At 59.1% G+C, this 24,514-nt stretch carries 26 protein-coding genes; 7 read left to right on the forward strand and 19 right to left on the reverse strand.

The features are described 5' to 3' along the window. Positions 1-2 precede the first annotated feature (2 nt). The 3 genes from V5E99_RS26785 to V5E99_RS26795 are packed head-to-tail and all read right to left on the reverse strand — an operon-like array spanning position 3 to position 1,632. Positions 3-716: a PilW family protein gene (locus tag V5E99_RS26785; RefSeq protein ID WP_499805314.1), complete on the reverse strand. Its 714-nt coding sequence runs from the start codon at positions 714-716 to the stop codon at positions 3-5. Beyond that, entirely contained in the window at positions 713-1,162 is a 450-nt protein-coding gene (gene pilV / locus V5E99_RS26790) for a type IV pilus modification protein PilV (protein ID WP_499805315.1), read from the reverse strand. Before pilV ends, V5E99_RS26785 begins: the two co-directional genes overlap by 4 nt. Continuing rightward, positions 1,159-1,632, reverse strand: coding sequence for a GspH/FimT family pseudopilin (locus V5E99_RS26795; protein ID WP_499805316.1), 474 nt, complete (start codon positions 1,630-1,632; stop codon positions 1,159-1,161). Before V5E99_RS26795 ends, pilV begins: the two co-directional genes overlap by 4 nt. A gap of 130 nt (positions 1,633-1,762) precedes the next feature. Here V5E99_RS26795 and V5E99_RS26800 point away from each other — a divergent pair, with 130 nt between their 5' ends. After that, positions 1,763-2,320 carry a GspH/FimT family pseudopilin gene (locus V5E99_RS26800; protein ID WP_499805317.1) on the forward strand — a complete coding sequence of 186 codons (558 nt, stop codon included), beginning with the start codon at positions 1,763-1,765 and terminating at the stop codon, positions 2,318-2,320. Here the strand turns inward: V5E99_RS26800 and ispH are convergent. The 6 genes from ispH to murJ form a co-directional block, all read right to left on the reverse strand. After that, positions 2,289-3,236: a 4-hydroxy-3-methylbut-2-enyl diphosphate reductase gene (ispH, locus tag V5E99_RS26805; protein WP_499805318.1), complete on the reverse strand. Its 948-nt coding sequence runs from the start codon at positions 3,234-3,236 to the stop codon at positions 2,289-2,291. The genes V5E99_RS26800 and ispH overlap by 32 nt on opposite strands. 156 nt (positions 3,237-3,392) lie before the next feature. After that, on the reverse strand, positions 3,393-3,845 hold the full coding sequence (gene fkpB / locus V5E99_RS26810) for an FKBP-type peptidyl-prolyl cis-trans isomerase (protein WP_499805319.1): 453 nt from the start codon (positions 3,843-3,845) through the stop codon (positions 3,393-3,395). Next, a complete protein-coding gene (gene lspA / locus V5E99_RS26815; RefSeq protein ID WP_054051366.1) occupies positions 3,838-4,350 on the reverse strand; it encodes a signal peptidase II in 513 nt (170 codons plus the stop codon). Before lspA ends, fkpB begins: the two co-directional genes overlap by 8 nt. Continuing rightward, positions 4,343-7,174, reverse strand: a complete 2,832-nt coding sequence (gene ileS, locus V5E99_RS26820; RefSeq protein ID WP_499805320.1) for an isoleucine--tRNA ligase — start codon at positions 7,172-7,174, stop codon at positions 4,343-4,345. The genes lspA and ileS overlap by 8 nt, the downstream gene beginning before the upstream one ends. Continuing rightward, complete coding sequence (gene ribF, locus V5E99_RS26825; RefSeq protein WP_499805321.1) at positions 7,175-8,125, reverse strand: bifunctional riboflavin kinase/FAD synthetase; 951 nt, start codon at positions 8,123-8,125, stop codon at positions 7,175-7,177. Positions 8,126-8,254: 129 nt separating this feature from the next. Further along, the gene (gene murJ, locus V5E99_RS26830) at positions 8,255-9,793 is read right to left on the reverse strand and encodes a murein biosynthesis integral membrane protein MurJ (RefSeq protein ID WP_499805322.1); all 1,539 of its coding nucleotides are present in this window, start codon (positions 9,791-9,793) and stop codon (positions 8,255-8,257) included. Between the two features lie 252 nt (positions 9,794-10,045). Between murJ and rpsT the strand changes: the two genes are divergently transcribed. Continuing rightward, positions 10,046-10,324, forward strand: coding sequence for a 30S ribosomal protein S20 (rpsT, locus tag V5E99_RS26835; RefSeq protein ID WP_008154937.1), 279 nt, complete (start codon positions 10,046-10,048; stop codon positions 10,322-10,324). A gap of 186 nt (positions 10,325-10,510) precedes the next feature. On the opposite strand, the gene V5E99_RS26840 is transcribed toward rpsT, so the two are convergent. The 5 genes from V5E99_RS26840 to rplU form a co-directional block, all read right to left on the reverse strand. Then, complete coding sequence (locus V5E99_RS26840) at positions 10,511-10,975, reverse strand: CreA family protein (protein ID WP_010467533.1); 465 nt, start codon at positions 10,973-10,975, stop codon at positions 10,511-10,513. An 11-nt stretch (positions 10,976-10,986) separates the two neighbouring features. Beyond that, on the reverse strand, positions 10,987-12,105 hold the full coding sequence (gene proB / locus V5E99_RS26845) for a glutamate 5-kinase (RefSeq protein WP_499805324.1): 1,119 nt from the start codon (positions 12,103-12,105) through the stop codon (positions 10,987-10,989). Between the two features lie 137 nt (positions 12,106-12,242). Beyond that, a complete protein-coding gene (cgtA, locus tag V5E99_RS26850; RefSeq protein ID WP_499805325.1) occupies positions 12,243-13,466 on the reverse strand; it encodes an Obg family GTPase CgtA in 1,224 nt (407 codons plus the stop codon). Positions 13,467-13,661: 195 nt separating this feature from the next. Beyond that, positions 13,662-13,937, reverse strand: a complete 276-nt coding sequence (gene rpmA / locus V5E99_RS26855) for a 50S ribosomal protein L27 (protein ID WP_046048788.1) — start codon at positions 13,935-13,937, stop codon at positions 13,662-13,664. A 34-nt stretch (positions 13,938-13,971) separates the two neighbouring features. Then, positions 13,972-14,286, reverse strand: a complete 315-nt coding sequence (gene rplU, locus V5E99_RS26860) for a 50S ribosomal protein L21 (protein ID WP_003176051.1) — start codon at positions 14,284-14,286, stop codon at positions 13,972-13,974. A 240-nt stretch (positions 14,287-14,526) separates the two neighbouring features. Here rplU and V5E99_RS26865 point away from each other — a divergent pair, with 240 nt between their 5' ends. From V5E99_RS26865 to V5E99_RS26875, 3 genes are all read left to right on the forward strand, one after another. Continuing rightward, positions 14,527-15,495, forward strand: a complete 969-nt coding sequence (locus tag V5E99_RS26865) for a polyprenyl synthetase family protein (protein WP_499805326.1) — start codon at positions 14,527-14,529, stop codon at positions 15,493-15,495. Positions 15,496-15,661: 166 nt separating this feature from the next. Continuing rightward, on the forward strand, positions 15,662-16,003 hold the full coding sequence (locus tag V5E99_RS26870; protein ID WP_010467527.1) for a zinc ribbon domain-containing protein YjdM: 342 nt from the start codon (positions 15,662-15,664) through the stop codon (positions 16,001-16,003). A 206-nt stretch (positions 16,004-16,209) separates the two neighbouring features. Next, positions 16,210-16,467: a PA4570 family protein gene (locus V5E99_RS26875; protein WP_499805327.1), complete on the forward strand. Its 258-nt coding sequence runs from the start codon at positions 16,210-16,212 to the stop codon at positions 16,465-16,467. Positions 16,468-16,620: 153 nt separating this feature from the next. On the opposite strand, the gene bamJ is transcribed toward V5E99_RS26875, so the two are convergent. From bamJ to V5E99_RS26890, 3 genes are all read right to left on the reverse strand, one after another. Further along, positions 16,621-17,238: a BamJ family beta-barrel-assembly machinery protein gene (gene bamJ / locus V5E99_RS26880; protein ID WP_499805328.1), complete on the reverse strand. Its 618-nt coding sequence runs from the start codon at positions 17,236-17,238 to the stop codon at positions 16,621-16,623. A 146-nt stretch (positions 17,239-17,384) separates the two neighbouring features. After that, on the reverse strand, positions 17,385-17,696 hold the full coding sequence (locus V5E99_RS26885; protein ID WP_499805329.1) for a DUF6482 family protein: 312 nt from the start codon (positions 17,694-17,696) through the stop codon (positions 17,385-17,387). Positions 17,697-17,905: 209 nt separating this feature from the next. Then, entirely contained in the window at positions 17,906-18,394 is a 489-nt protein-coding gene (locus V5E99_RS26890) for a TIGR00645 family protein (protein ID WP_499805331.1), read from the reverse strand. Between the two features lie 160 nt (positions 18,395-18,554). On the opposite strand from V5E99_RS26890, the gene V5E99_RS26895 reads away from it, so the two are divergent. Further along, entirely contained in the window at positions 18,555-20,384 is a 1,830-nt protein-coding gene (locus V5E99_RS26895; RefSeq protein ID WP_499805332.1) for a hypothetical protein, read from the forward strand. A gap of 6 nt (positions 20,385-20,390) precedes the next feature. Here the strand turns inward: V5E99_RS26895 and V5E99_RS26900 are convergent, their stop codons facing one another. Together V5E99_RS26900 and V5E99_RS26905 are read right to left on the reverse strand one after the other, a co-directional pair. Further along, positions 20,391-20,720, reverse strand: coding sequence for a PA4575 family protein (locus V5E99_RS26900; protein ID WP_499805333.1), 330 nt, complete (start codon positions 20,718-20,720; stop codon positions 20,391-20,393). A 331-nt stretch (positions 20,721-21,051) separates the two neighbouring features. Further along, positions 21,052-23,490 carry a Lon protease family protein gene (locus tag V5E99_RS26905; protein WP_499805334.1) on the reverse strand — a complete coding sequence of 813 codons (2,439 nt, stop codon included), beginning with the start codon at positions 23,488-23,490 and terminating at the stop codon, positions 21,052-21,054. Between the two features lie 279 nt (positions 23,491-23,769). Here V5E99_RS26905 and V5E99_RS26910 point away from each other — a divergent pair, with 279 nt between their 5' ends. Next, entirely contained in the window at positions 23,770-24,258 is a 489-nt protein-coding gene (locus V5E99_RS26910; protein ID WP_054051400.1) for a DUF3015 domain-containing protein, read from the forward strand. Positions 24,259-24,514: the final 256 nt, after the last annotated feature.

Here is a 24,514-nt window from a genome sequence, read left to right on the forward strand (position 1 = left end):
CCCTATTGAAGCCGGTTGCGCAAAGCGGCAACCACGTTGAAGGTTTGATTGCGCACGAGGTTGTTCGGATCGGTCAGCGTCAGGGTCAGACGCACGCTGCGGATCAGCGCCGGGTTGGCCGGGTTGCTGCTGTAACTGGAGGCCGCCACATCCGTGGTGCTGGTGGCCACACCGAACGACACGTTGAACGCACTGACGTTGTTGACCAGCACCGCCTGAGTCGGCGTGCCGCTGCCGACGCCCATCAACAACTGGTTGTTGCTGAAGCTGTAGATCAACCGGCGGATCGGGAACGCCACTTGCCCGGACGCCGGCGCCCTGACGCCGGTATAGGCCGTGGCGCTGTTGCGGCAGTCGGACACCACCGTCCAGGTCGGCGTCCCGCCATTGCCGCCGACATCCGCAGTCACCAGCGTGAGCTTGAGGTTGGCGTTATCCCAACTGATCGGCGCCAACTGACTGGCATTGAAGTCACCCGCCGAGCTGGCGTCAGTCACCGTCCCCAGGCAACCGAACATGCCGATCATGCGAACTTCCTGAATCATCTTGCTCAACACGAACCGCGCATCTTCCTGCATCCCGGCGGCGGTGTTCTGGCTGACGTAGGTGTTCTTGGCGGCGATGAAAACCTGCGCCACGCCCAGCACCACGATCAGGCTCAACACCAGGGCGATCAGCATTTCGATCAGGCCGAAACCTCGGCTGGAATGCTTCATGGGGTCGCCGCCGGGTCGACGGCGGCGCGACTGGTCAGGACGAAACTGCGGCGCGTGTTGGCAACGTTGGCGGCCCGCGAGTCATCCCAGGTGATGGTGATGGTGTACACCCGCTGGTTCAACGCAACGCTGCCGGTGGCGGTCGTGCCGCCGAAGTTGACGATGTTGGTGGTGAAATCGTAGAGATCCTGATCCCGGGCGACGCTCAGGTTGGCCGAGGTTGGAGGCGTGACGGTGTAATCGGCGCCGGAGTTGGCGCGGATGCGGTCCATCATGTCGTAGGCGATGAAACTCGCCTGACTGGTCATGCGCGAGCTGTCGGTGTATTTGAGCGCATTGAGCTGAATCGCCGCCGCCCCCAACAGCCCCACGGTCAGAATCAACAACGCGACCAAGACCTCGATCAGCGTCATGCCTTCCTGAGCAGCCTTGCTCCATTCCCTCATCCGCAACTACCACCCAATAGAATCCGTCCGTTCAAACACACATTCAGCGTCCTGCTTTGCGCCCCCAATACATAGCTGATCACCACCGCCGTGGACGGTGCCGCCAAACCGCCCAGATTGTTGAAATCGATGGTGGTCACTCCTGAGGTTAGCGTCAGAGTCGCACCGCTGCTCATCGCTGGAACAACCCGCAATACATTCGCCGAAGTGCCAGTACTGTCATAAACCGTCAACTCCCCGGTCCAGACGCTGCCACCGGCCGTCGGGCGCAGTCGCGTGGTGATGCCTCGGTCGATGGCCTCCAGCCGGGCGTAGTTGAGACCGCGCTGCAGGTCGCCGATCTCGGTATCGGCCCGGGTCCCCTGGACCGAACGGGTAAACATCGGCACGGCCAAAGTAATCAGGATCAAAAAAATCGCGAGCGTGATCAGCACTTCGACCAGCGTGAAACCTTTTGTACGATGATCCATCGGTGCCCTCCGTTGCCGTCGGCTATACCTGCCCTTACACGCTAGAACATTCGACCGACAGATGTACGGTTGTTTTGCCATTACTCGCGCAAGGATTGCGCGAATCGCAGCACTCCACGGAGGGAGAAACATGCATCAGCGAGGCTTCAGCCTGATCGAACTGCTTATGGGACTGACAATTGCCGGGATTGTTCTGCTGTTGGTCAGCCCGGCGTTTGCCGCGCTGACCGAATCGAACCACCGTGAGGAGGCGGCGCAATCGCTGATCAGTGGCATACGCAACGCCCGGACTGCGGCACTGACCCACAATCAGAGCGTGGTGATTCACGCGATCAACGGCGATTGGGGCCAGGGCTGGCGGATCATTCTGGATATCAATGGCCGAGGGCCGGAGGACAGCAGCAATCCGCTGCTGGTCGAGCGGGCGAGTGAAGCCCGGGTGCCGATTGTCGGCAATTGGCATGTTCGAAGTTTTGTACGCTTCAGTCCGCTCGGCCAGCCATTGATGCCGGGGCGGGCTTTTCAAGCAGGGACACTGCACCTGTGCGCGAAACGCGAACCCGTCAGTCACTTGCGGGTGGTACTGGCGGCGACGGGCCGCGTGCGCCTGGACAGTAAAAAGACTGACCAGGCGCTATGTGCAGAGGAAAAACGGCTTAAAGCAAAGAACGCACGCGCAATTCTTTAGGCATGGAGAAAGTGATGTTCTCCTCGCGACCGGCCAGCTCATCGGCACCGGTAGCACCCCAGGCCTGCAATTGCTGGATCACGCCACGCACCAGGACTTCCGGCGCGGAGGCACCGGCAGTGATGCCGATCCGCTCGACACCGTCGAACCAGCTCTTTTGCAGGTCTTCGGCGCCGTCGATCAGGTAGGCCGGGGTCGCCATGCGCTCGGCCAGTTCACGCAAGCGATTGGAGTTGGAGCTGTTCGGGCTGCCGACCACCAACACCACGTCGCACTCGTCGGCCAGTTGCTTGACCGCGTCCTGCCGGTTTTGCGTGGCGTAGCAGATGTCGTCCTTGCGCGGACCACCGATGGCCGGGAAACGCGCACGCAGGGCGTCGATCACGCGGCTGGTGTCGTCCATGGACAGGGTGGTCTGGGTGACGAACGCCAGCTTATCGGGGTTGTGCACTTGCAGTGTCGCAACGTCTTTTTCATCTTCGACCAGGTAGATCGCACCACCATTAGAGCCATCGTACTGGCCCATGGTGCCTTCGACTTCCGGGTGACCGGCGTGACCGATCAGGATGCACTCACGGCCGTCACGGCTGTAGCGCGCGACCTCAATGTGCACTTTGGTCACCAGCGGGCAGGTAGCGTCGAACACTTTCAGGCCACGGCCGGCGGCTTCGGTGCGCACAGCCTGGGAAACGCCATGGGCACTGAAGATCACGATGACGTCGTCCGGCACCTGATCCAGTTCTTCGACGAAGATCGCACCACGGGAGCGCAGGTCTTCGACGACGAATTTGTTGTGGACCACTTCATGGCGCACATAGATCGGCGGCCCGAAGACTTCCAGGGCGCGGTTGACGATTTCGATCGCCCGGTCCACACCGGCGCAGAAGCCACGGGGGTTGGCGAGTTTGATTTGCATGCTGTGCCTCGTGTCTTGCGCGCAAGAAGTTAGATCATTACACCCTGTAGGAGCGAAGCTTGCTCGCGAAGGCGGTGTGTCATTCAACATTGATGTTGAATGTGATGACGCCTTCGCGAGCAAGCTTCGCGCCTACAATTGACCGTGTTGGGTCAGTTACAGCGATTTGACGTCGAAGATCTCGACGTCAAAGGTCAATGTCTTGCCAGCCAGCGGGTGGTTGAAGTCGATGGTGACGTGGTCGTCATCGAACTCTTTCACGATACCGGGCAATTCAGTATTGGCCGCATCGTTGAAGATCACCAGCAGACCCGGCGACAGGTCCATGTCCTTGAACTGTGAACGCGGGATGACCTGCACGTTTTGCGGGTTAGGCTGGCCGAAAGCGTTTTCCGGCGCGATGGTCAGGGTGCGCTTATCGCCAGCCTTGAAGCCGAACAGTGCCGCTTCGAAACCCGGTAACAGGTTGCCGTCGCCGACCTTGAAGGTCGCCGGAGCTTTGTCGAAGGTGCTGTCGACGGTGTCGCCGTTCTCCAGGCGCAATGCAAAATGCAGGGTGACTTCCGTGTTCTGGCGGATGCGTTGCTCAGCCAATACCTGTTCAGTCATGAACGGTTTCTCCGGTTTTCTTGCTTTTGAACATGTCCAGCGCAAGCATCACGGCGCCGACAGAAATTGCACTGTCAGCAAAGTTGAACGCCGGGAAATACCAGCGGTTCTGCCAATGCACCAGAATGAAATCGATCACATGGCCCAGGGCGATGCGGTCATACAGATTGCCCAGCGCGCCACCCAGCACCAGCGCCAGGGCGATGGCCAGCCAGGTTTCGTTGCGGCCCAGGCGTTTAAGCCAGACCACCAGCACCGCACTGACCACCACCGCGATCAGCGCAAACAACCAGCGCTGCCAGCCGGAGCTGTCGGCCAGGAAGCTGAACGCTGCGCCAGTGTTGTAGGCCAGGGTCCAACTGAACAAATCGGGGATCACCACGATTTGCTGGTACATCTCGAGCTTGCCTTCGAAGTAGAACTTGCTGGCCTGGTCAATGACCAGGACCAGCAGGCTCAACCAAAGCCAGCTCAGCCGTCCGAAACGGCCAGCCGCGTTAGGCATAGTGACGAACCTCGCCCGCGCCGCTGATGTTGTCGACGCAACGACCGCAGATTTCCGGATGCTCCGGGTTCACGCCGACGTCTTCACGGCAGTGCCAGCAACGGGCGCACTTGGCGAAGGCCGACTTGACGATTTTCAGCTTCAAGCCGCTGACTTCGGTGACGACCGCATCGGCCGGAGCCTGTACGAACGGCGCAACGCTGGCGGTCGACGTAATCAGAACAAAGCGCAATTCGTTGCTCAGCTTGGCCAGGTCGGCGCTCAGCGCCTCTTCGGCGAACAGCGTCACTTCGGCTTGCAGGTTGCCACCGACGGCTTTGGCCGCGCGCTGGATTTCCATTTCCTTGTTGACCGCGACCTTCACCGCCATGATCCGCTCCCAGTAGGCGCGGCCCAGTTCGACGTTGTCCGGCAATTCGGTCAGGCCTTCGTACCAGGTGTTGAGCATCACCGATTCGTTGCGCTCGCCCGGCAGGTATTCCCACAGTTCGTCGGCGGTGAACGCCAGGATCGGCGCGATCCAGCGCACCAGCGCTTCGGAGATGTGGTACAGCGCGGTTTGCGCCGAACGGCGGGCCTTGCTGTTGGCGCCAGTGGTGTACTGGCGGTCCTTGATGATGTCGAGGTAGAAACCGCCCAGCTCCTGCACGCAGAAGTTGTGGATCTTGGAGTAGACGTTCCAGAAGCGGTATTCGCCGTAGTGCTCTTGCAGCTCGCGTTGCAGCAGCAAGGTGCGGTCCACGGCCCAACGGTCCAGCGCCAGCATTTCTTCGGCCGGCAGGATGTCGGTGGCCGGGTTGAAACCGGTCAGGTTCGAGAGCAGGAAGCGCGCGGTGTTACGGATACGCCGGTAGGCGTCCGCACTGCGCTGCAGGATCTGCTCGGAGACCGCGATTTCACCCGAGTAATCAGTGGAAGCAACCCACAGACGCATGATGTCGGCGCCCAGGGTGTCGTTGACCTTTTGCGGCGCGATCACGTTGCCCAAGGACTTGGACATCTTGCGACCGGACTCATCGACAGTGAAGCCGTGGGTCAGCAGCTCGCGGTACGGCGCGTGGTTGTCGATGGCGCAACCGGTCAGCAACGAGGAGTGGAACCAGCCACGGTGCTGGTCGGAACCTTCCAGGTACAGGTCGGCACGCGGACCGGTCTCATGCCCCATCGGGTGCGAACCGCGCAGGACGTGCCAGTGCGTGGTGCCCGAATCGAACCAGACGTCCAGGGTGTCGCTGATCTTGTCGTACAGCGGCGCTTCGTCACCGAGCAATTCCGCCGCGTCCATCTTGAACCAGGCTTCGATACCTTCGACTTCGACACGCTGGGCCACGACTTCCATCAGCTCAACGGTACGTGGGTGCAGTTCGCCGCTTTCCTTGTTCAGGAAGAACGGGATCGGCACGCCCCAGTTGCGCTGACGGGAGATGCACCAGTCGGGACGGTTGGCGATCATCGAATGCAGGCGCGCCTGGCCCCAGGCCGGAACGAACTTGGTTTCTTCGATAGCTTTGATTGCCCGTTTGCGCAGCGTTTCGCCGGACGTTGGTTCTTTGTCCATGCCAATGAACCACTGCGCGGTGGCGCGGTAGATCAGCGGGGTCTTGTGGCGCCAGCAGTGCATGTAGCTGTGTTCGATGATCGCGGTGTGCAGCAGCGCACCGACTTCGGTCAGTTTGTCGACGATGGCCGGGTTGGCTTTCCAGATAAACTGGCCGCCAAAAAACTCCAGCGACGTCGCGTACACGCCGTTGCTTTGCACCGGATTGATGATGTCATCGTTGACCATGCCATACGCTTTGCAGGTCACGAAGTCGTCCACGCCGTAGGCCGGGGCGGAGTGAACCACGCCGGTGCCAGCGCCCAGTTCGACGTACTCGGCCAGGTAAACCGGCGAGAGACGATCGTAGAACGGGTGACGGAAGTTGATCAGTTCCAGTTCTTTACCGGTGGTGGTCGCGATGACCGAACCTTCCAGGTTGTAACGGGCCAGGCACGACTCGACCAGCTCTTCAGCCAGGACCAGCAGTTTGTCGCCGACATCGACCAGGGCGTAGTTGAATTCCGGGTGAACGTTCAGCGCCTGGTTGGCCGGGATGGTCCACGGGGTGGTGGTCCAGATCACGATCGAAGCAGGCTTGGCCAGGGACGCCAGACCGAAAGCGGCAGCCAGTTTGGCTTCGTCGGCAATCGGGAACGCGACGTCGATGGTCGAGGACTTCTTGTTCTCGTACTCGACTTCCGCTTCAGCCAGGGCCGAACCGCAGTCAAAGCACCAGTTCACGGGCTTGAGGCCCTTGAACACGAAACCGCCCTTGACGATTTCGGCCAGGGCACGGATTTCACCGGCCTCGTTTTTGAAGTCCATGGTCTTGTACGGGTTGGCGAAGTCGCCCAACACGCCCAGACGGATGAATTCGGACTTCTGGCCTTCGATTTGCTCGGTGGCGTAGGCACGGCACAGTTCGCGGGTTTTATCCGCGCCCAGGTTCTTGCCGTGGGTCACTTCGACTTTGTGCTCGATCGGCAGGCCGTGGCAGTCCCAGCCCGGAACATAAGGCGCGTCGAAACCCGAGAGGGTTTTCGAGCGGATGATCATGTCCTTGAGAATCTTGTTCAGTGCGTGACCGATGTGAATCGTGCCGTTGGCGTACGGAGGGCCGTCGTGCAGAACGAACTTCGGACGATCCTTGCCAATCTCGCGCAACTTACCGTACAGGCCAATACTGTCCCAGCGCTGCAGGATCTGCGGTTCGCGCTGTGGCAGGCCGGCCTTCATTGGGAAGGCGGTGTCCGGAAGGTTTAGCGTGGCTTTATAGTCGGTCATTTAAGGCTCTTCATTAGCGATTGGCGCTAGGTGCGACAGGGCACGGGCGGCGGCGACATCCGCATTGATCGCCGTCTTAAGCGCCTCCAGAGAGGCGAAACGCTGCTCTTCACGCAGCTTGTGGTGGAAAACCACCGTCAAACGCCGGTCATACAGATCGCCGGCAAAATCTAAAAGGTGTACTTCGAGGTGGGCCTTGCCGTCACCCTGGACCGTTGGTCGCACGCCGATATTGGCGACGCCTGGCCAGGTCTGGCCGTCGATGTCGACATTGACCAGGTAAACCCCGGACAGCGGCACGCGGCGACGCTTGAGCTGGATGTTGGCGGTCGGCGTACCGAGCTGGCGCGCCAGTTTCTGGCCATGCAGGACGCGCCCGGCAATCCGGAACGGACGCCCGAGCAAGCGTTCGGCCAAGGCGAAATCCGCCGCGGCCAGGGCATTTCGCACCTGGGTACTGCTGACGCGAATACCGTCCAGCTCGACGGTTTGCGCTGCTTCGACAGTAAAGCCTTGCTGGACGCCGGCTTGTTGCAGGAAATCGAAATCCCCTACCCGGTCGCAGCCGAAACGGAAGTCATCACCAACCTCCAGGTGCTGCACACCCAGGCCGTCCACCAGAATCGTATCGACGAATTCGGCGGCGCTGAGTTTGCTCAGACGCTGGTTGAACGCCAGGCACAAGACCCGATCGACGCCTTCTTCGGCCAGCAGTTGCAGTTTGTCCCGCAACCGGGCCAGACGGGCCGGAGCCGTGTCAGGGGCGAAGAATTCCCGCGGCTGCGGCTCGAAAATCACCACGCAGCTGGGTACGTTCAACTCGAGCGCACGCTCACGCAGCCGGGCCAGGATAGCCTGGTGACCACGGTGAACACCGTCAAAGTTGCCAATAGTGGCGACACAGCCCCGATGCTGGGGGCGCAGATTGTGGAGGCCTCGAACCAGCTGCATAACGCGCTTCTTGCTCATAAAGTGGTCGATTATAACCACACCCGGCGGCCGACGACAGGCAACACCGTAACCCAAAGTGATCGAGCCGACAAAACTGCCGGCTCGCCCGTGTTTATCGAGGCAAACGCCTCAGCTCAACGCCTTGCGATTGAAGTCGCGCAAACGGAAGCCCATCAACAGCAACATGCCGAAATAGGACACCACGCCCGCCGCCACCAGGGCGCCCAGGCGCAGGAACCGCTCCAGCATATGCCCCTGATCCCAGGCCGGCATGAAATGCATCCCGGCGAGCAATACCGCAGACATCACCAGCACCGCAATCACCAGTTTGAGCCCGAACTTGCCCCAGCCCGGTTGCGGCTGGTACATCTGCTGTTTGCGCAGTTGATAGAACAACAGCCCGGCATTGATGCAGGCGCCGGCACTGATGGCCAGCGCCAGGCCGGCATGGGCCAGCGGACCGATCAGGACCAGGTTGAACAATTGCGTGACGATCAAGGTGAATATCGCGATCTTCACCGGCGTACGGATGTTTTGTTGCGCATAAAAGCCCGGCGCCAGCACTTTGATCACGATAATCCCGAGCAAACCGACGGAATAAGCAACCAGCGCTCGTTGGGTCATTGAGGCATCAAACGCGTCGAACTGGCCGTACTGGAACAGCGAAACCGTCAGCGGTTCAGCCAGAATCCCCAGCGCCAGGGAACACGGCAGCACTAGCACGAAGCACAAGCGCAGGCCCCAATCGAGGATTCGCGAATATTCATGGCGATCCTTGCTGGCGTATGTCTTGGCGAGCGTCGGCAGCAGAATCGTACCCAGTGCCACGCCGAGCACGCCGGACGGCAACTCCATCAGGCGATCGGCGTAATACATCCACGACACGGAGCCGGCGACCAGGAACGAGGCGAAAATCGTGTTGATGATCAGTGAAATCTGGCTGACGGAAACCCCTAGAATCGCCGGAAGCATTTGTTTCATCACCCGCCAGACGCCGGTGTCGCGCAGGTTCAGCCGTGGCAGCACCAGCATGCCGATCTTTTTCAGGTGCGGCAGTTGATAGAGCAATTGCGCCAGGCCACCGACCAGCACCGCCCACCCTAGGGCCATGACCGGCGGATTGAAGTACGGCGTCAGGAACACCGCAAAAACAATCATGCTGACGTTTAGCAGGGTCGGCACGAAGGCCGGCACCGAGAAACGGTTGTAGGTATTGAGGATCGCCCCGGCCAGGGAAGACAGGGAAATCAGCAATATGTAGGGAAAGGTCACCCGCAACAGGCTGCTCGTCAGTTCGAATTTCTCAGGCGTATCGGTAAAACCCGGGGCCGTGGCCCAGATCACCCAGGGCGCGGCGATCATGCCCAACGCCGTCACCAGCGCCAGCGCCAGCGTCAACAACCCCGAGACGTAGGCAATGAAGGTTCGCGTCGCCTCTTCGCCCTTCTGGCTCTTGTATTCGGCCAGAATCGGTACGAAGGCCTGTGAAAACGCGCCCTCGGCGAAGATCCGCCGCAACAGATTGGGCAGTTTGAACGCGATAAAGAAGGCATCAGTCGCCATCCCCGCGCCAAATGTACGTGCGATAAGCGTGTCACGAACGAACCCCAAAATGCGGGAAAGCATCGTGATAGAGCTGACGGCGGCCAACGATTTGAGCAGATTCATTGAAAGAGTTTGTGCCTGTCGATAAACAGCAGGCGAACAAAGCGCCTACTTATGCGATACTCCGCGCCGCAGCAGCACAGAGCCAAAGCTCGCGAGTTTACAGGTCAAGCGCCGGAAATAAATATCCCGCCTCTTTATACCTACCACTTAGCGGAACGTCTCAACCGCCCTTGACAAGACATCAACTCATCGGCATGATTCGCGGCCTATTTTGTTTGCTATTTCCTAAAAAGTCTTTCGAGGAGCTCGACGGTGGCCAACACACCTTCCGCCAAAAAACGTGCAAAACAGGCTGAGAAGCGTCGCAGCCACAACGCCAGCCTGCGTTCCATGGTTCGTACCTACATCAAGAATGTAGTTAAAGCCATCGACGCAAAAGACGCTGAAAAAGCTCAAGCAGCTTACGTTCTGGCTGTGCCAGTTATCGACCGTATGGCCGATAAAGGCATCATCCACAAGAACAAGGCAGCTCGTCATAAGAGCCGCCTGAACGGTCACGTCAAGGCTCTGAACCTTGCTGTAGCCGCTTAAGCGATAAGCTTGTTGAAAAACCGACCTCAGGGTCGGTTTTTTATTGCCTGGGATTTAGTGAATTCAATGCAAAAAAAATGTGGGAGCGAGCTTGCTCGCGATGACCGACCAACATTCAACATCTCTATTGACTGAAAGTCCGCTATCGCGAGCAAGCTCGCCCCCACATCTAGATCCGCATAAGACTTATTGGGCGTGCGTCCACGGCAAAATCGGAATCGCCGTCACCGCATTCTGCGGACTACCCTCGATCAGGCGATCGCTGTACACCAGATACACCAGCGTATTGCGCTTCTTGTCGAGGAAACGCACCACCTGCATCGTCTTGAAGACCAGCGATGTGCGCTCCTTGAACACCTCATCACCATCCTTCAATTCACCCTTGAAGCTGATCGGCCCGACCTGACGACAGGCGATGGACGCCTCGGCGCGATCTTCAGCCAACCCCAAACCACCCTTCACGCCACCAGTCTTGGCACGCGACAGGTAGCAGGTCACGCCCTCGACCTTCGGATCATCGAAAGCCTCGACCACAATACGGTCGTTCGGCCCGACGAATTTGAACACCGTCGACACCTGACCGATCTCTTCAGCCGACGCCAGCAACGGCATCGCCAACAACAAGCCCAATAATCCCTTTGCTACGCGCATGCAGTTTTCCTTCAGACCAGAATCAGGTTGTCGCGGTGAACCAGTTCCGGTTCCGCCATATAACCCAACAGACCGACAATCGCTTCAGACGACTGACCGATGATTTTTTGTGCTTCAAGGGCGCTGTAATTGGCGAGACCACGGGCAATTTCTCGACCGTCCGGCGCCACGCACACCACCATCTCGCCACGACGGAAGCTGCCCTGGACCAGTTTGACACCCACCGGCAGCAGGCTTTTATTACCTTTGGACAACGCCGTCACTGCCCCCGCATCCAGTACGAGAGTGCCACGGGTTTGCAGATGCCCGGCCAGCCATTGCTTGCGCGCCGCCAGCATGCCGCGCTCAGGCGACAGCAACGTGCCGATGCGCTCGCCAGCCTTGAGGCGATCCAGCACACGCTCCAGGCGCCCACCGACGATGATGGTGTGCGCCCCGGAACGTGCCGCCAGACGCGCCGCACGCAATTTGGTCTGCATGCCGCCACGCCCCAGCGCACCACCGGTACCGCCGGCAACCGCATCCAGCGCCGGATCATCGGCGCGCGCTTCGTAAATCAACTTGGCGTCGGGATTGTTGCGCGGATCTGCGTCGAACATGCCGTCGCGGTCAGTCAGGATCACCAGCAAGTCAGCCTCGACCAGATTGGCCACCAGCGCCGCCAGGGTGTCGTTATCGCCGAAACGGATTTCGTCGGTGACCACCGTGTCGTTCTCGTTGATCACCGGGATAACCTTGAGCTCGACCAGCGCACGCAAAGTACTGCGGGCGTTCAGGTAGCGCTTGCGATCGGACAGGTCGTCATGGGTCAGGAGAATCTGCGCGGTGTGCAGGCCATGCTCGCCGAAACTTGACTCCCACGCCTGCACCAGGCCCATCTGACCGATGGCGGCAGCCGCCTGCAACTCGTGCATCGCACTGGGTCGTACAGTCCAGCCCAAGCGGCTCATGCCAGCAGCCACCGCCCCGGAGGACACCAGCACCAGCTCGACGCCCGCCTCATGCAAGGCCACCATCTGCTCAACCCAGACACCCATTGCTGCGCGATCCAGGCCCTTGCCGTCCGCCGTCAGCAAAGCGCTGCCGATCTTCACGACCCAACGCTGCGCACCTGTCACCTTGCTCCGCATCATCTTCAACCTTAGCTTGAGGACAGCGCGACCCAGCGCTGCCCGTGACGTTATTCGTGGCTATTCGTGACCAACGATCGATTTCCAGATACTAAAACGCCGCTCCAGTGAGCGGCGTTCAAGTTTATCGCAACGAATCAGTCACGCACGTAAATGATTTCCGGACCGTCTTCGTCATCCACATCTTCTTCGTCCCAATCATCGTCACCGATGTCATGGACCGACTTCACGCCGCTACGGCGCAGGGCACGCTGGTCATCCAGGGCCTGCAACTGAGCGCGGGCTTCGTCTTCGATGCGCTGATCGAGCTCGGCGAGCTCTTCTTTGTAGACCGGGTCGTTAGCCAGGCGATCGGCACGGTCTTCCATGTAACGCATGATGTCGTGGCACAGACGCTCGGTACCGAGCTTGGAGATGGCCGAGATCACGTAGACCGGACCGGTCCACTCCAGGCGATCAACGATCTCCTTGACGCGCTCTTCGTGCTCTTCTTCCAGGATCTGGTCGCACTTGTTCAGCACCAGCCAACGATCACGCTCGGCCAGGGACGGGCTGAACTTGGTCAACTCGCTAACGATCACTTCAGCCGCATCCGGGGCGCTGGCGTCATCGAGTGGCGCCATGTCCACGAGGTGCAACAGCAAACGGGTACGCGACAAGTGCTTGAGGAAGCGAATCCCCAGGCCCGCGCCGTCGGAAGCACCTTCGATCAGGCCCGGAATGTCCGCAACCACGAAGCTTTTCCAGCGATCGACGGAAACCACACCCAGGTTCGGCACCAGCGTGGTGAACGGATAGTCAGCGACTTTCGGCTTGGCGGCCGACACCGAACGGATAAACGTACTTTTACCGGCGTTCGGCAAGCCCAGCAGACCGACATCCGCCAACACTTTCATTTCCAGTTTCAGGTCACGCGCCTCGCCCGGCTTACCCGGCGTGGTCTGGCGTGGAGCACGGTTGGTGCTCGATTTGAAACGGGTGTTGCCCAGACCGTGCCAGCCGCCGTGAGCCACCAGCAGGCGCTGGCCAGCCTTGGTCAGGTCGCCGATGACTTCCTGGGTAGCGGAGTCGATAACCGTCGTACCGACTGGAACGCGCAGTACCAGCTCTTCGCCTTTCTTGCCGGTGCAGTCAGTGCTGCCGCCGTTGGAACCGCGCTCGGCATCGAAGTGCCGGGTGTAACGGTAGTCCACCAGGGTGTTGAGGTTTTCGTCGGCAACCATGTAGACCGAGCCGCCATCACCGCCGTCACCGCCGTTCGGGCCACCGTTTTCAATGAACTTTTCGCGACGGAAGCTCATGCAACCGTTGCCGCCGTCGCCGGCCTTTACTCGAATCGATACTTCATCAACAAACTTCATAACAAAACGCCTCTCGTCATACGGACGAGCCGAAAAACACTAAGACATAAGACTCTTGCAAAAATGAGCGCAGCGACCTCAAGCAACGACCGAAAATCCAGCTGCTTTCGCCCATCACAAACAGCTTTGCAAGAGACTCACCCCACAAACGAAAAAGCCCCGTCGCGAGACAGGGCTTTTCCAGCAACTACGTAATTATGCCGCGACGACTGCAGTCTTCGGGACAATGCTCACGTAACGGCGGTTGAAAGCGCCTTTTACTTCAAACTTGATCACGCCGTCGATTTTCGCGAACAGGGTGTGATCTTTACCCATGCCAACACCGTAACCGGCGTGGAATTGGGTGCCGCGCTGACGCACGATGATGTTGCCCGGAATGATAACCTGGCCGCCATACATCTTCACGCCAAGGCGTTTGGCTTCTGAGTCGCGACCGTTACGGGTACTACCACCAGCTTTTTTGTGTGCCATGAGTCAATTCTCCTAGTGAGGAATTAGGCTGAAATTAAGCCTGAATACCGGTGATTTTGATCTCGGTGTACCACTGGCGGTGGCCCATACGCTTCATGTGGTGCTTACGACGACGGAACTTGATGATGCGGACTTTATCGTGACGACCTTGGGAGATCACTTCAGCCACAACGGTAGCGCCAGCAACAACTGGAGCGCCGATGTTCACGTCATCGCCATTGGCGACCAACAGAACGCGATCAAAAGTAACGGATTCGCCGGTAGCGATTTCCAGTTTTTCGATCTTCAGGTATTCACCTGGGGCGACCTTGTATTGCTTGCCACCAGTAACAATTACTGCGTACGACATGGTATTTCTCCGATAATCCTGCTCACCCAGCTCTTTATAAGAAGAGGTATTGGCTGGCATGGCTGCATTGGGCTGGAAGGCCTGATTGCAATTGCGTAAGGCAGGTGCTGCCCAGGAAGTTCAGGGTGCGCGATTGTACGCAAGCTGCCGGAGTGTTGCAAGGGGCCGTCCATCGCGCCTTGACAGGTCCGGACGTGGGTCCTAGCATGCCGCGCAACCCTTCTGGAGCAACTGTCGCTGATGCAACCCCAAGCTTTCTACCGCGCGGTGGCGGACGATTTTAGCGCCGTCGACGGCATCATCAAGAAGCAGCTGACTTCCCGAGTGCCGCTGGTATCGAAAATCGGCGACTACATCACCTCGGCGGGCGGTAAACGCCTGCGTCCTCTATTAGTGTTGCTGTGTGGCAAGGCCCTGGGTCGCGAAGGCGATGACCTGCGCCTGCTGGCCGCCACTATCGAGTTCCTGCACACCGCCACCCTGCTGCATGACGACGTGGTCGACATGTCCGGCATGCGCCGTGGCCGCTCGACCGCCAACGCCATGTGGGGCAACGCCCCGAGCGTGCTGGTGGGCGACTTCCTGTATTCGCGCTCCTTCGAAATGATGGTCGAACTGGGCTCCATGCCGGTGATGAAGATCCTTTCGCAAGCCACGCGGATCATTGCCGAAGGCGAAGTGCTGCAGTTGTCGAAGATCCGTGACGCCAGCACCACCGAAGAGACCTACATGGAAGTCATCCGCGGCAAAACCGCGATGCTCTTCGAGGCCTCGACCCACAGTGCCGCCGCCCTGTGCGAAGCCACGCCGGAACAGCGTGAAGCGCTGCGCACCTTTGGCGATCACCTGGGCGTGGCCTTCCAACTGGTCGACGACCTGCTGGACTACAAGGGCGACGCGGAAACCCTGGGCAAGAACGTCGGTGACGATCTGGCCGAAGGCAAGCCGACCCTGCCGCTGATCTACACCATGCGCGAAGGCACCCCTGAACAGGCCGCCCTGGTACGCCAGGCGATCCAGAAAGGTGGCATCGAAGACCTCGAAAGCATTCGTGGTGCCGTTGAAGCGTCCGGCTCGCTGGAGTACACCGCACAACTGGCCCGCGATTACGTGGCCCGCGCAATCAAATGCCTCGACGCGTTGCCGGCCAGTGAATACCGGGATGCACTGGTTGAGTTGAGTGAATTTGCGGTAGCCCGCACGCACTGATATTCAAAGCAAGATCAAAAGATCGCAGCCTTCGGCAGCTCCTACAGGTGCACTCAAAACCCTGTAGGAGCTGCCGAAGGCTGCGATCTTTTGCTGTCAGCTCCCTCCTCCAACAAAACCCTATACAATGTGCGACTTTTAGCGATCCTCAATCCAAGGAGCCCTAGTGAGCACGTTGCCACCCTGCCCGAAATGCAATTCCGAATACACCTACGAAGACGGCGCACAGTTGATCTGCCCGGAGTGCGCCCACGAGTGGTCTGCCAGCGGCGAAGCTGAAGCGGCGTCCGATGACACCGTGAAAAAAGATTCGGTAGGCAACGTCCTGCAGGACGGCGACACCATCACCGTGATCAAGGACCTCAAGGTCAAGGGCACGTCCCTGGTGGTCAAGGTCGGCACCAAGGTCAAGAATATTCGCCTGTGCGACGGTGATCACGACATCGACTGCAAGATCGACGGCATCGGCCCGATGAAACTCAAATCCGAGTTCGTCAGAAAAGTCTGAAGTTGCTGTCTTCCATCCCGCGCCCGGCGTGGGATGGTGCTTCGCCCTCCCCCGCTTCGCCCAGCAATCCCGCGCAGTAGCCAGACGCCAGCCGTTTTGACCTTACGCAACCTTTACCCTGAAAAAACCACAAACCGCCAATAGGTCCTTGCTATTTGATGAATAAGAATTATTCTCATTGAAACCCATCAATGGAGATGAGACCCATGACTTATTTGATCGATGCCTGGCTGGACCGCCCACACCCTTACCTCAGAATCCTGCATCGGGAAACCGGGGAAGTCTGTGCGGTGCTTGAAGAAGAAGCCTTAAGCGAGTTGCAGGATCAGGGTGATCTGGACGTCAGCGGCTTGAGTTCCAGCGAGCCGGTGGTGCTTAAGGAACTGGTGCGTAATCTGTTTCTGTTCTGCTATGCCCGGGCATTGCGCCCGACCAGTGAACTGCACCATAAGCTCGAAATATGAGTAACGCCGCAAACCCCGTAGGAGCGAGGCTTGCCCGCGAAGAGGCCGTCACATTCAACATCATCGTTGACTGACACACCGCCTTCGCGAGCAAGCTTCGCTCCTACAGGATCACGTTGATCACACGACCGCAGGGATCATGGGATCACAGTCTTACAGAACGTCGAGCAGCTCGACGTCGAACACCAGTACGCTGTGCGGCGGAATGCTGCCAACGCCTTGGGCGCCGTAAGCCAGTTCGCTCGGCACGTACAGACGCCATTTGCTGCCGGCATTCATCAGTTGCAGGGCTTCGGTCCAGCCAGCGATCACGCCGCCAACCGGGAACTCTGCTGGCTCGCCACGCTCGTAGGAGCTGTCGAACACAGTGCCGTCGATCAGGGTGCCGTGGTAGTGGGTGCGCACTTGATCTTCACGGGTCGGCTTGGCGCCTTCACCTTGGGTCAGTACTTCGAATTGCAGGCCGGAAGCCAGGGTGGTGATGCCGTCACGCTTGGCGTTTTCAGCCAGGAACGCCAGGCCTTCGCCAGCAGCGGCTTCAGCTTTGGCAGCGGCTTCGGCTTGCATGATCTCGCGGATCACTTTGAAGCTGGCCGACATGTCTTCCTGGCTTACACGGCTTGGCTTACCGGCGAACGCGTCGGTCAGGCCAGCGAGGATCGAATCCAGGTTAACGCCCGGTGGCGGGTTGTCGCGCAGTTGGTCGCCCAACTGACGGCCAATGCCGTAGCTGACGCGGGTTTCGTCGGTGGACAGATTTACTTCGGACATGACACTGCTCCGCTGTGCGGACAGCCCTGGAACGTGCCGTGCGTGCACAGCGCATCCCGGAGCGCCCGGAATCAAAAGGGCGAGCAGACTAGCACAGATGCCATGGCATTGATCAGAGCCGTCAGCCGTGGCGATGAACAGAAGCGTCAGCCTTGCCAGGCTGAACGGAAGGCAATCGGCACCTTCAGGCTTTCTTCGGCACTGGCGCCGAGCCCGCACATTTCGTCATGCACCGAGGTGTGTACCAGGTTGAACGGCAATTTGGGGAACGCGTGCAACACTTCGCGGGCATGTTCGACCGAACGCAGATGAAACATCTGGCCGTGGGTATCGCTCAATGGGTAAGCCGCCCCATGCATCCGCGCTTCCAGCAGGTAGATCCCGCCTTCCAGGGAAATCAGGTTCAACTCATCGACTTTTCCGGCGATGGCATACGCATTCAACTCTTGCAGGTTCATGAGCGCACCTCGAACAGTGGCTGACCAAGACCCTTACAGGCATATGCCTCGACGCATCAAAGTACAAGCCACAAACAACACCGCTTGTCTGTTTCACATTGACTCTGTAGGAGCGAGGCTTGCCCGCGAAGAGGCCGTCACATTCAACACCATCGCTGAATGACACACCGCCTTCGCGGGCAAGCCTCGCTCCTACAGGTTTTGTGTAATCAGTGCTTGGTGAGTTTATCCAGGTAACCCATGGCAAACGCCGAGACCACAAACGTCATGTGAATGATCACGTACCACTTCAAGTGCTCGGGATCGACGTTCTTGGCGTCCATGAAAATCCGCAACAAGTGGATCGACGAAATCGCCACGATCGAGGCGGCCACTTTCATCTTCAGCGAAGACGAATCCATGGTCCCCAGCCAGTTCAGCTTCTCCTTGCTCTCATCGATGTCCAGTTCGGAGACGAAGTTCTCGTAGCCGGAGATCATCACCATCACCAGCAGGCCGCCCACCAGTGCCATGTCGATCAGCGACAGCAGCACCAGAATCAGGTCCGATTCCGCCATCGAGAAGACGTTGGGAATGACGTGGAAGACTTCCTGGAAAAACTTCAACGCCAGCGCGAGCAAGCCCAGAGACAGACCGAAGTAGATCGGCGCCAGCAACCAGCGGGAGGCGTACATTGCATTTTCGATAAAGCGTTCCATTGAATCTCACACAAGGGCTGGTAAATGGCCGCGAGTATAACAGCGGCTCGTTACACCCAGAAACAGCCGGAAAATCCGTCACCTGCGCGTGTATGACAAAGTTTTTCTGCTAGTGTCCAAACCTATGACAGTTCAGCGATACCGGACAGGAAGACAGGAAATGGATGTGCGATTGCCTTTAACGAGTGCCCTGTTTGGCGCGATGTTGTTGATCAACGGCTGCTCGCCGGCTGATGAAAAAAAAGCCGTCAGCCTCGAAGAAAGGACCGCCCAATTCGAGAAGTCCCTGGATGCAATTACCGACCAGAAGCTCAAGGACGCCGTGGCAGACCTCGGCGGCTCGTTGCTGCTGCTTGAACGCGCAGAATTGAAGCTCAAGACCAAACCGATAGAAACCGAGTATGGCGACGATGCCATGCAGTTGCTCAAACACTATCCAACCCCTCAGGCCTTGGTCGATACCTACCTCAACGGGCTGTTTGTGCTGCGCAAGACCTCCAGTTCCGACTACCTGACCGACCTGTCACCGGTGTTCCCTTTCAGCTTCACCATGCCCGCGCAGTTCCCGTTCCCCCATGGGCTTGAGTGGGAGTCCGTAACCCTCAGCAACAAAAAAGTGATCCCTTTTCAGTCCGAATGGTCGGAAACCGATCCAGGCATTCAGCTCAGCCCCTCGAGTTCCAACGTCGATAATCCGGACGACTTGACGGTGACCTACCCGTTCATCGAAGGCCTGGAAGTCGACAACAAAAAACAGCCGCAACCGCTGATGCTCAAAGGCAAGGCCGAAGTGATCGCCCCGCACCGGATTTTCACCGTGGCGCTGACAAAAAAGGATGTGGGCAAGGCCCGCGTCGACGACAACGTCAGCGTGACGTTGCTCAGTCTGGACAAAAACGTGGCGGAACTTGAAGTGAGCAATACGAAGCCGCTGATCCCGGAAGTCAGCGAAACCCCGCTCAACCCGCTGATCGTCCAGGCCAAGGACACGACGGCAGGCTTTCTGTCGCGCTCAGGCTCGATCAACGAAAGCGCCGCGCAAATCGCGTTCTACGAAAAACAGTTGGGAGAAATGCAGGCGCAAACAGCCTGGAGCGATGCGTTCGAAAAACAACTCAAGGACGAGCAGCAGGCCTTTGAGCAACAGCAGACCCGCCATTACACCCGGGTCTACTTCAACGGCACCGTCGACACACTTGAGGTCAGCGTTCTCGACTTTTCGGATGCCACGGTCACCCACAGGGATTTGCAACTGCCGGTACTCAGCTTTGACCCGAACACCACGGAGAAAACCATTCAGCCACTGCCCATGCCAGTGGTGGTGTACGACGATCAGGCTGCGACCTGGCTCAAAGGCGCGACGCTGACCGAGGAGCAACTGCAGAAGAACGTCAGCATCAATCAGTCAGTGGATGATCCAAACGCCGCGCGTATTGAGTTCGATCACCTGCGAACCTTCAATGACGAACTACTCGGCACCTCCTTCAGCCCTGGCGACAGTCCGGTCACGTTCTTCACCGCAGACGATAACGGCAAGCGCGATGAACCGATCGAGTTGCCACCCGAGGCTTATCAGGTCGATCCGTTGCGCGGCACCATCACTTACGATTTGAACCTGTTTCCGGAGACCCCGGCCTTCGCGGTCGGCTCAATGCCGCTGTTCCTCGCCACCGTCGAACAGAAAACCCTCGACGCCCACCAACTGCCCAAGGGCCTGGAGCTCAAAGGCAATGCACTGGTGGTGGATCTGAAACTGTTTCCCGCCCAGGACTGGCGTTTTTTCGCCAAGGACGACAGCGGCAACTATCTGAAAGAGATTCTGTCGGTCAGTCATGACGCGAGCGCAGAAGGCCCCGCGCTGTTTGGCGTGCATTATTTCTACGGCCAGCCGACCCGGCTGGAAACCTACCAGCGAACCGACCTCGCCACCGTGGAATATGGTTTCGAGGTCAAACTGGACAAGACCGAGACGGCCAACCCTGCCCAATAACCGCACTCAATGCTCAAAGCCACCGAGGCTGCGGCAACGACCACCATTGATTTCCCGCAACTGGGCTTGCAGGTGCAGGCACCAGATTTGCGGGTCGTCGGCCAGCTCATAGCCGTGCAGCGTCAGGCTTTCAACAATGGTGTCGAGGATTGATTCGGCCACGAACGGGCCATGGAACGGGCCTTGAGCCTTGATGGCCGAAGGTTGTTCGCCGGCCATTCCGGCGGCGAAGAGTAAGGTCCACATCCCCGTATCTCCCGCCAATGGGCGGATGGCGCACTCGATACGGGTCACAAGACCCAGGCATTGACGGGTGAGGCAGAGGTTGCGCGACATGGCGGCGACCCTCGGTAGATCCGGTATTCAGCCCCCATGAGAAGGCTGTTTCGATCCAGTGATTGCTGTCCTTATCCTTGAGCTGAGAATAGAAGAAAAGTTCGCGCAGCAAGCAAAGCGAGACCAGAAGGCGCCGAGCGGTCATTGTGTGAATATTGACGCCAGAGTGATGGCACTTTCTAACCTCATTGTCGATTTCGCCAATGCATAAAAAACCCTGTAGGAGCGAGGCTTGCCCGCGAAGGCGGTGTACCAGCCAACATTAATGTCGGCTGATAGATCGCATTCGCGGGCAAGCCTCGCTCCTACAGGGGATCTACGTCCAGATCGTTCAGGCTGGTTTGGTTTCGGCCAATGCCTCCAGTGCGATTTCTTTCTCGGCTTCCTTGAGGTCTTCTTCGCTGATCATTTCCGCGATCACTCGCAAGCGTTCCACGACCCGCGCGTTGACACTGCCTTCCGGGAACTGACCATCGGCATCCGGCGCACCGGCAGGCTCGCCCACCAACAGGCTCAGGGCCTCGTCAGCCTGACGCACGGCGTAGACATGGAACTGCCCCGCCCGTACCGCCGACAGCACTTTCTCGTCGAGCATCAGCGTCGCCACGTTGGCCTGCGGAATGATCGCCCCTTGCTCACCGGTCAGCCCACGGGCTTCGCAGAGGCGGAAGAAGCCTTCGATCTTCTCGTTGACCCCGCCCACCGCCTGCACTTCACCGAACTGGTTGATGGAACCGGTGATCGCAAAGCACTGCTTGAGCGGAGTTTTCGACAACGCCGAAATCAGCGTGCAGGCCTCGCCCAGCGACGCACTGTCGCCATCGACGTAGCCGTAGGATTGCTCCAGCGCGATGCTCGCGGAAATCGCCAGCGGGAATTCCTGGGCGTAACGGCTGCCCAGATACCCGGTCAGGATCATCACGCCTTTGGAGTGAATCGGCTGGCCGAGGTTGACCTCCCGCTCGATGTCGACAATGCCGCTGCCACCCGGATACACCGTGGCGGAAATCCGCGCCGGCACACCGAACGCCGAGTCGCCGACCTCCAGCACCGTCAGCCCGTTGCATTTGCCGACGGCCGCGCCATCGGTGTCGATCAGGATGATCCCGGCGAGCATGTCGTCGAGAATCCGTGCCGACACGCGCCCGGTGCGAGTCGCTTTGGCTTTCAGCGCGCGCTCGATGTGCCCGGCGTCGGTCATCTCGTCGCCGGCCAGGTGACGAATGAAATCCGCCTCGCTGACCAGTTGAAACAAATCGCCAATGCGCGCCGACAACCGCCCCTGGTGTTCCGCCAGACGCGCGCTGTAGGTCGCCAGACGCGCCACCGCATCCGCCGTCAGCGGCGCCATGCCTTCTTCGGAGGTACGGGTTTTGAGCAACTGGGCGAACTGCTCCAGACTCTCGTCGACCATCGGGATGTCTTCGTCGAAGTCCACCAGGACGCGGAACATCTCCTGGAAGTCCGGATCAAGGTCTTGCAGCGTGTAGTAGAGCTGGCGGGCGCCGATGATGATGACTTTGACCTGCAACGGAATGTGTTGCGGGGTCAGGGTCACGGTGGCCAGACGCCCCAGTTCACCCAGCGGCGATTCCATTTTCAGCTTGCGCGATTGCAGGGCACGCTTGAGCGCATCCCACACGAACGGCTCGCTGAGCATTTTTTCCGCTTCAAGGATCAGGAAACCGCCATTGGCGCGGTGCAAGGCTCCCGGACGCAACTGTCGATAAGTGGTGTAGAGCGACCCCTGATCGCTGCTGTACTCGATGCGGCCAAACAGGTTTTCGTAAGTCGGGTGCGGCTCGAACACCACCGGCGCACCACCACTGGCCGAATGACCGACCACCAGGCTCGGCGCGTATTGTTCTTCGAGCATCTTGCGCGCAACGGCATCGACCTTGCTGTCGTCGACCAATTGCTCGACCACGGTTTTCAGCAGGTAAACCTGCATCGCTTGCAGGTAACCGCACACCGCGGCGTTCTCGGCGTATTTCTCCGACAACGGCGACAGTAACGGTTGCAAGGCCAGGGTGATGGTTTCTTCGTTGAGCTGGCGCAGTAAGTTGCTCGACTCGCGTTTCCATTGCGGCAGGCTGGCGAGTTCTTCGTTCAGCCGCTCTTCCAGACCGGAAATATCTTCGTGAAAACGCTCACGCTCGGCTTCCGGCAACTGCGCGAACTCGGCTTCGTCCAGGGCCTTGCCTTCGCTCATCGGGGTGAAGGCGATGTTGCTGGCGTCGCGGTACAGCGCGACTTCTTTCTCCAGCGCCAGGCGCTCGATGATGTCCAGGGCCTTGTCGTAGCGCTGATTGAACGCGCGGTCGATGGCGCTTTTCTTTTGCTGGTAGGACGGGTGCTCGAACACCGCCGGGAAAGTCGCCAGCAGGTTGTCGATCAAACCGTTGATGTCACCGATAAACGCACCGGCGGTGCCCGATGGCAACTCCAGGGCGCGGGGTTCGCGAGGCTCATCGAAATTATTGACGTAGACCCAGTCCGCCGGGGTCTGCAGGCGTTTGCCTTCGGCTTTCAGGTAGCGTTTGACGAACGAGAACCGGCCAGTGCCGGGCTCACCCATGACGAAAACGTTGTAACCGGGGCGCGGCATGGCCACACCGAATTGCAGGGCTTCAACAGCACGTTCCTGGCCAAGCACACCGCGGAAGGGCTCCAGATCATTGGTGGTAGAGAAGCTGAACTGTTCAGCGGAAAACGGACGGGTCAGCGCTTCGGGCGCTAGACGCAAGCTGGCAGCAACAGGATCAGGCATCGGGCTTCCTTACATCAGGCGGGGCAGATAGCGGCATTCTGGCGCTGCCCATACCCGACTGGCAAGGCGCGCCTCAAGCCAAAGCATAGACAAGTCGCCATCTCCAGGCGGGCCAGGCGCAAATCAATGTTTGCAGGGAATGTTTTGCAAAAAATCACGGAACCCTTGGAACGTGCCTAAACTCCAAACTGCGCGACTGGAACTAATAACCGGTCCACTGACGTCGAGATGACGCCAGACCCCCTTGTCCATTGGTATGCACACAAAGAGAACACAGCTATGAAACGGATTCTTCTCGGTACTCTCTTCACCGTCGTATCCCTCAACGCCATGGCTCAGGCGCCAGGCGGCCCGGATTGTGGTTGGGGCAACATGCTGTTCGAAGGGCAGCGTGGCACCCCGGCTCACTTCCTGGCATCCACCACCAACGGCACCTCCGGCAACGCAACATTCGGCATGACGTCCGGCACCAACGGTTGCTCGACCAATGCTGCGCTGACCTATGGCGGCAAATCCTGGATTGCCATGAATGGCATGATGAACGAGCTGTCCGAAGACATGGCCAAAGGTAACGGCGAAGCGCTGACGACCTATGCCGTGGTACTGGGCGTGGCGCCGGAAGATCGCGCGCACTTCGCCGCCGTGACGCACGAGCACTTCCAGCAGATCTTCAGCAAGGCTGACGTGACCGCTGACGACGTGCATACCAACACCCTGGCCGTCCTGAAGAGCGATCCTCGTCTGGCCAAGTACGCGACCCAAGCTTAAGCTCGACCCAACCGCTCCTTCCGGGGAGCGGCTTTTGTTTTTTGGACCTGCCCTCTCCGGGTAATGCCAATCAGCTGTAGGAGCCGTAGGAGCTGTAGGAGCTGTCGAGTGAAACGAGGCTGCGATCTTTACCGGCTCACTTGAGTCTCAAGTGAAAGATCAAAAGATCGCAGCCTCGTTTCACTCGACAGCTCCTACGGGTCCCACGGGTCCCACGGGTCAATGGCATCCGCCTCTTTGGGTCTTTGTTTCTTCC

It is taken from the genome of Janthinobacterium sp. LPB2021202312-11-4, assembly GCF_037049705.1.
Lineage (GTDB): Bacteria > Pseudomonadota > Gammaproteobacteria > Pseudomonadales > Pseudomonadaceae > Aquipseudomonas.

What these genes read in the sequence shown, in the direction of transcription:
- ispH (WP_499805318.1), bottom strand. Translation starts at nt 3,236, where the DNA reads ATGCAAATCAAACTCGCCAACCCCCGTGGCTTCTGCGCCGGTGTGGAC.
- rpmA (WP_046048788.1), bottom strand. Translation starts at nt 13,937, where the DNA reads ATGGCACACAAAAAAGCTGGTGGTAGTACCCGTAACGGTCGCGACTCA.
- proB (WP_499805324.1), bottom strand. Translation starts at nt 12,105, where the DNA reads ATGCGGAGCAAGGTGACAGGTGCGCAGCGTTGGGTCGTGAAGATCGGC.
- lspA (WP_054051366.1), bottom strand. Translation starts at nt 4,350, where the DNA reads ATGCCTAACGCGGCTGGCCGTTTCGGACGGCTGAGCTGGCTTTGGTTG.
- V5E99_RS26900 (WP_499805333.1), bottom strand. Translation starts at nt 20,720, where the DNA reads ATGTCGCGCAACCTCTGCCTCACCCGTCAATGCCTGGGTCTTGTGACC.
- bamJ (WP_499805328.1), bottom strand. Translation starts at nt 17,238, where the DNA reads ATGTCCGAAGTAAATCTGTCCACCGACGAAACCCGCGTCAGCTACGGC.
- cgtA (WP_499805325.1), bottom strand. Translation starts at nt 13,466, where the DNA reads ATGAAGTTTGTTGATGAAGTATCGATTCGAGTAAAGGCCGGCGACGGC.
- V5E99_RS26890 (WP_499805331.1), bottom strand. Translation starts at nt 18,394, where the DNA reads ATGGAACGCTTTATCGAAAATGCAATGTACGCCTCCCGCTGGTTGCTG.
- V5E99_RS26895 (WP_499805332.1), top strand. Translation starts at nt 18,555, where the DNA reads ATGGATGTGCGATTGCCTTTAACGAGTGCCCTGTTTGGCGCGATGTTG.
- V5E99_RS26905 (WP_499805334.1), bottom strand. Translation starts at nt 23,490, where the DNA reads ATGCCTGATCCTGTTGCTGCCAGCTTGCGTCTAGCGCCCGAAGCGCTG.
- ileS (WP_499805320.1), bottom strand. Translation starts at nt 7,174, where the DNA reads ATGACCGACTATAAAGCCACGCTAAACCTTCCGGACACCGCCTTCCCA.
- V5E99_RS26885 (WP_499805329.1), bottom strand. Translation starts at nt 17,696, where the DNA reads ATGAACCTGCAAGAGTTGAATGCGTATGCCATCGCCGGAAAAGTCGAT.
- V5E99_RS26800 (WP_499805317.1), top strand. Translation starts at nt 1,763, where the DNA reads ATGCATCAGCGAGGCTTCAGCCTGATCGAACTGCTTATGGGACTGACA.
- V5E99_RS26785 (WP_499805314.1), bottom strand. Translation starts at nt 716, where the DNA reads ATGAAGCATTCCAGCCGAGGTTTCGGCCTGATCGAAATGCTGATCGCC.
- V5E99_RS26875 (WP_499805327.1), top strand. Translation starts at nt 16,210, where the DNA reads ATGACTTATTTGATCGATGCCTGGCTGGACCGCCCACACCCTTACCTC.
- V5E99_RS26840 (WP_010467533.1), bottom strand. Translation starts at nt 10,975, where the DNA reads ATGCGCGTAGCAAAGGGATTATTGGGCTTGTTGTTGGCGATGCCGTTG.
- rplU (WP_003176051.1), bottom strand. Translation starts at nt 14,286, where the DNA reads ATGTCGTACGCAGTAATTGTTACTGGTGGCAAGCAATACAAGGTCGCC.
- murJ (WP_499805322.1), bottom strand. Translation starts at nt 9,793, where the DNA reads ATGAATCTGCTCAAATCGTTGGCCGCCGTCAGCTCTATCACGATGCTT.
- V5E99_RS26910 (WP_054051400.1), top strand. Translation starts at nt 23,770, where the DNA reads ATGAAACGGATTCTTCTCGGTACTCTCTTCACCGTCGTATCCCTCAAC.
- V5E99_RS26795 (WP_499805316.1), bottom strand. Translation starts at nt 1,632, where the DNA reads ATGGATCATCGTACAAAAGGTTTCACGCTGGTCGAAGTGCTGATCACG.
- fkpB (WP_499805319.1), bottom strand. Translation starts at nt 3,845, where the DNA reads ATGACTGAACAGGTATTGGCTGAGCAACGCATCCGCCAGAACACGGAA.
- V5E99_RS26865 (WP_499805326.1), top strand. Translation starts at nt 14,527, where the DNA reads ATGCAACCCCAAGCTTTCTACCGCGCGGTGGCGGACGATTTTAGCGCC.
- ribF (WP_499805321.1), bottom strand. Translation starts at nt 8,125, where the DNA reads ATGCAGCTGGTTCGAGGCCTCCACAATCTGCGCCCCCAGCATCGGGGC.
- pilV (WP_499805315.1), bottom strand. Translation starts at nt 1,162, where the DNA reads ATGAGGGAATGGAGCAAGGCTGCTCAGGAAGGCATGACGCTGATCGAG.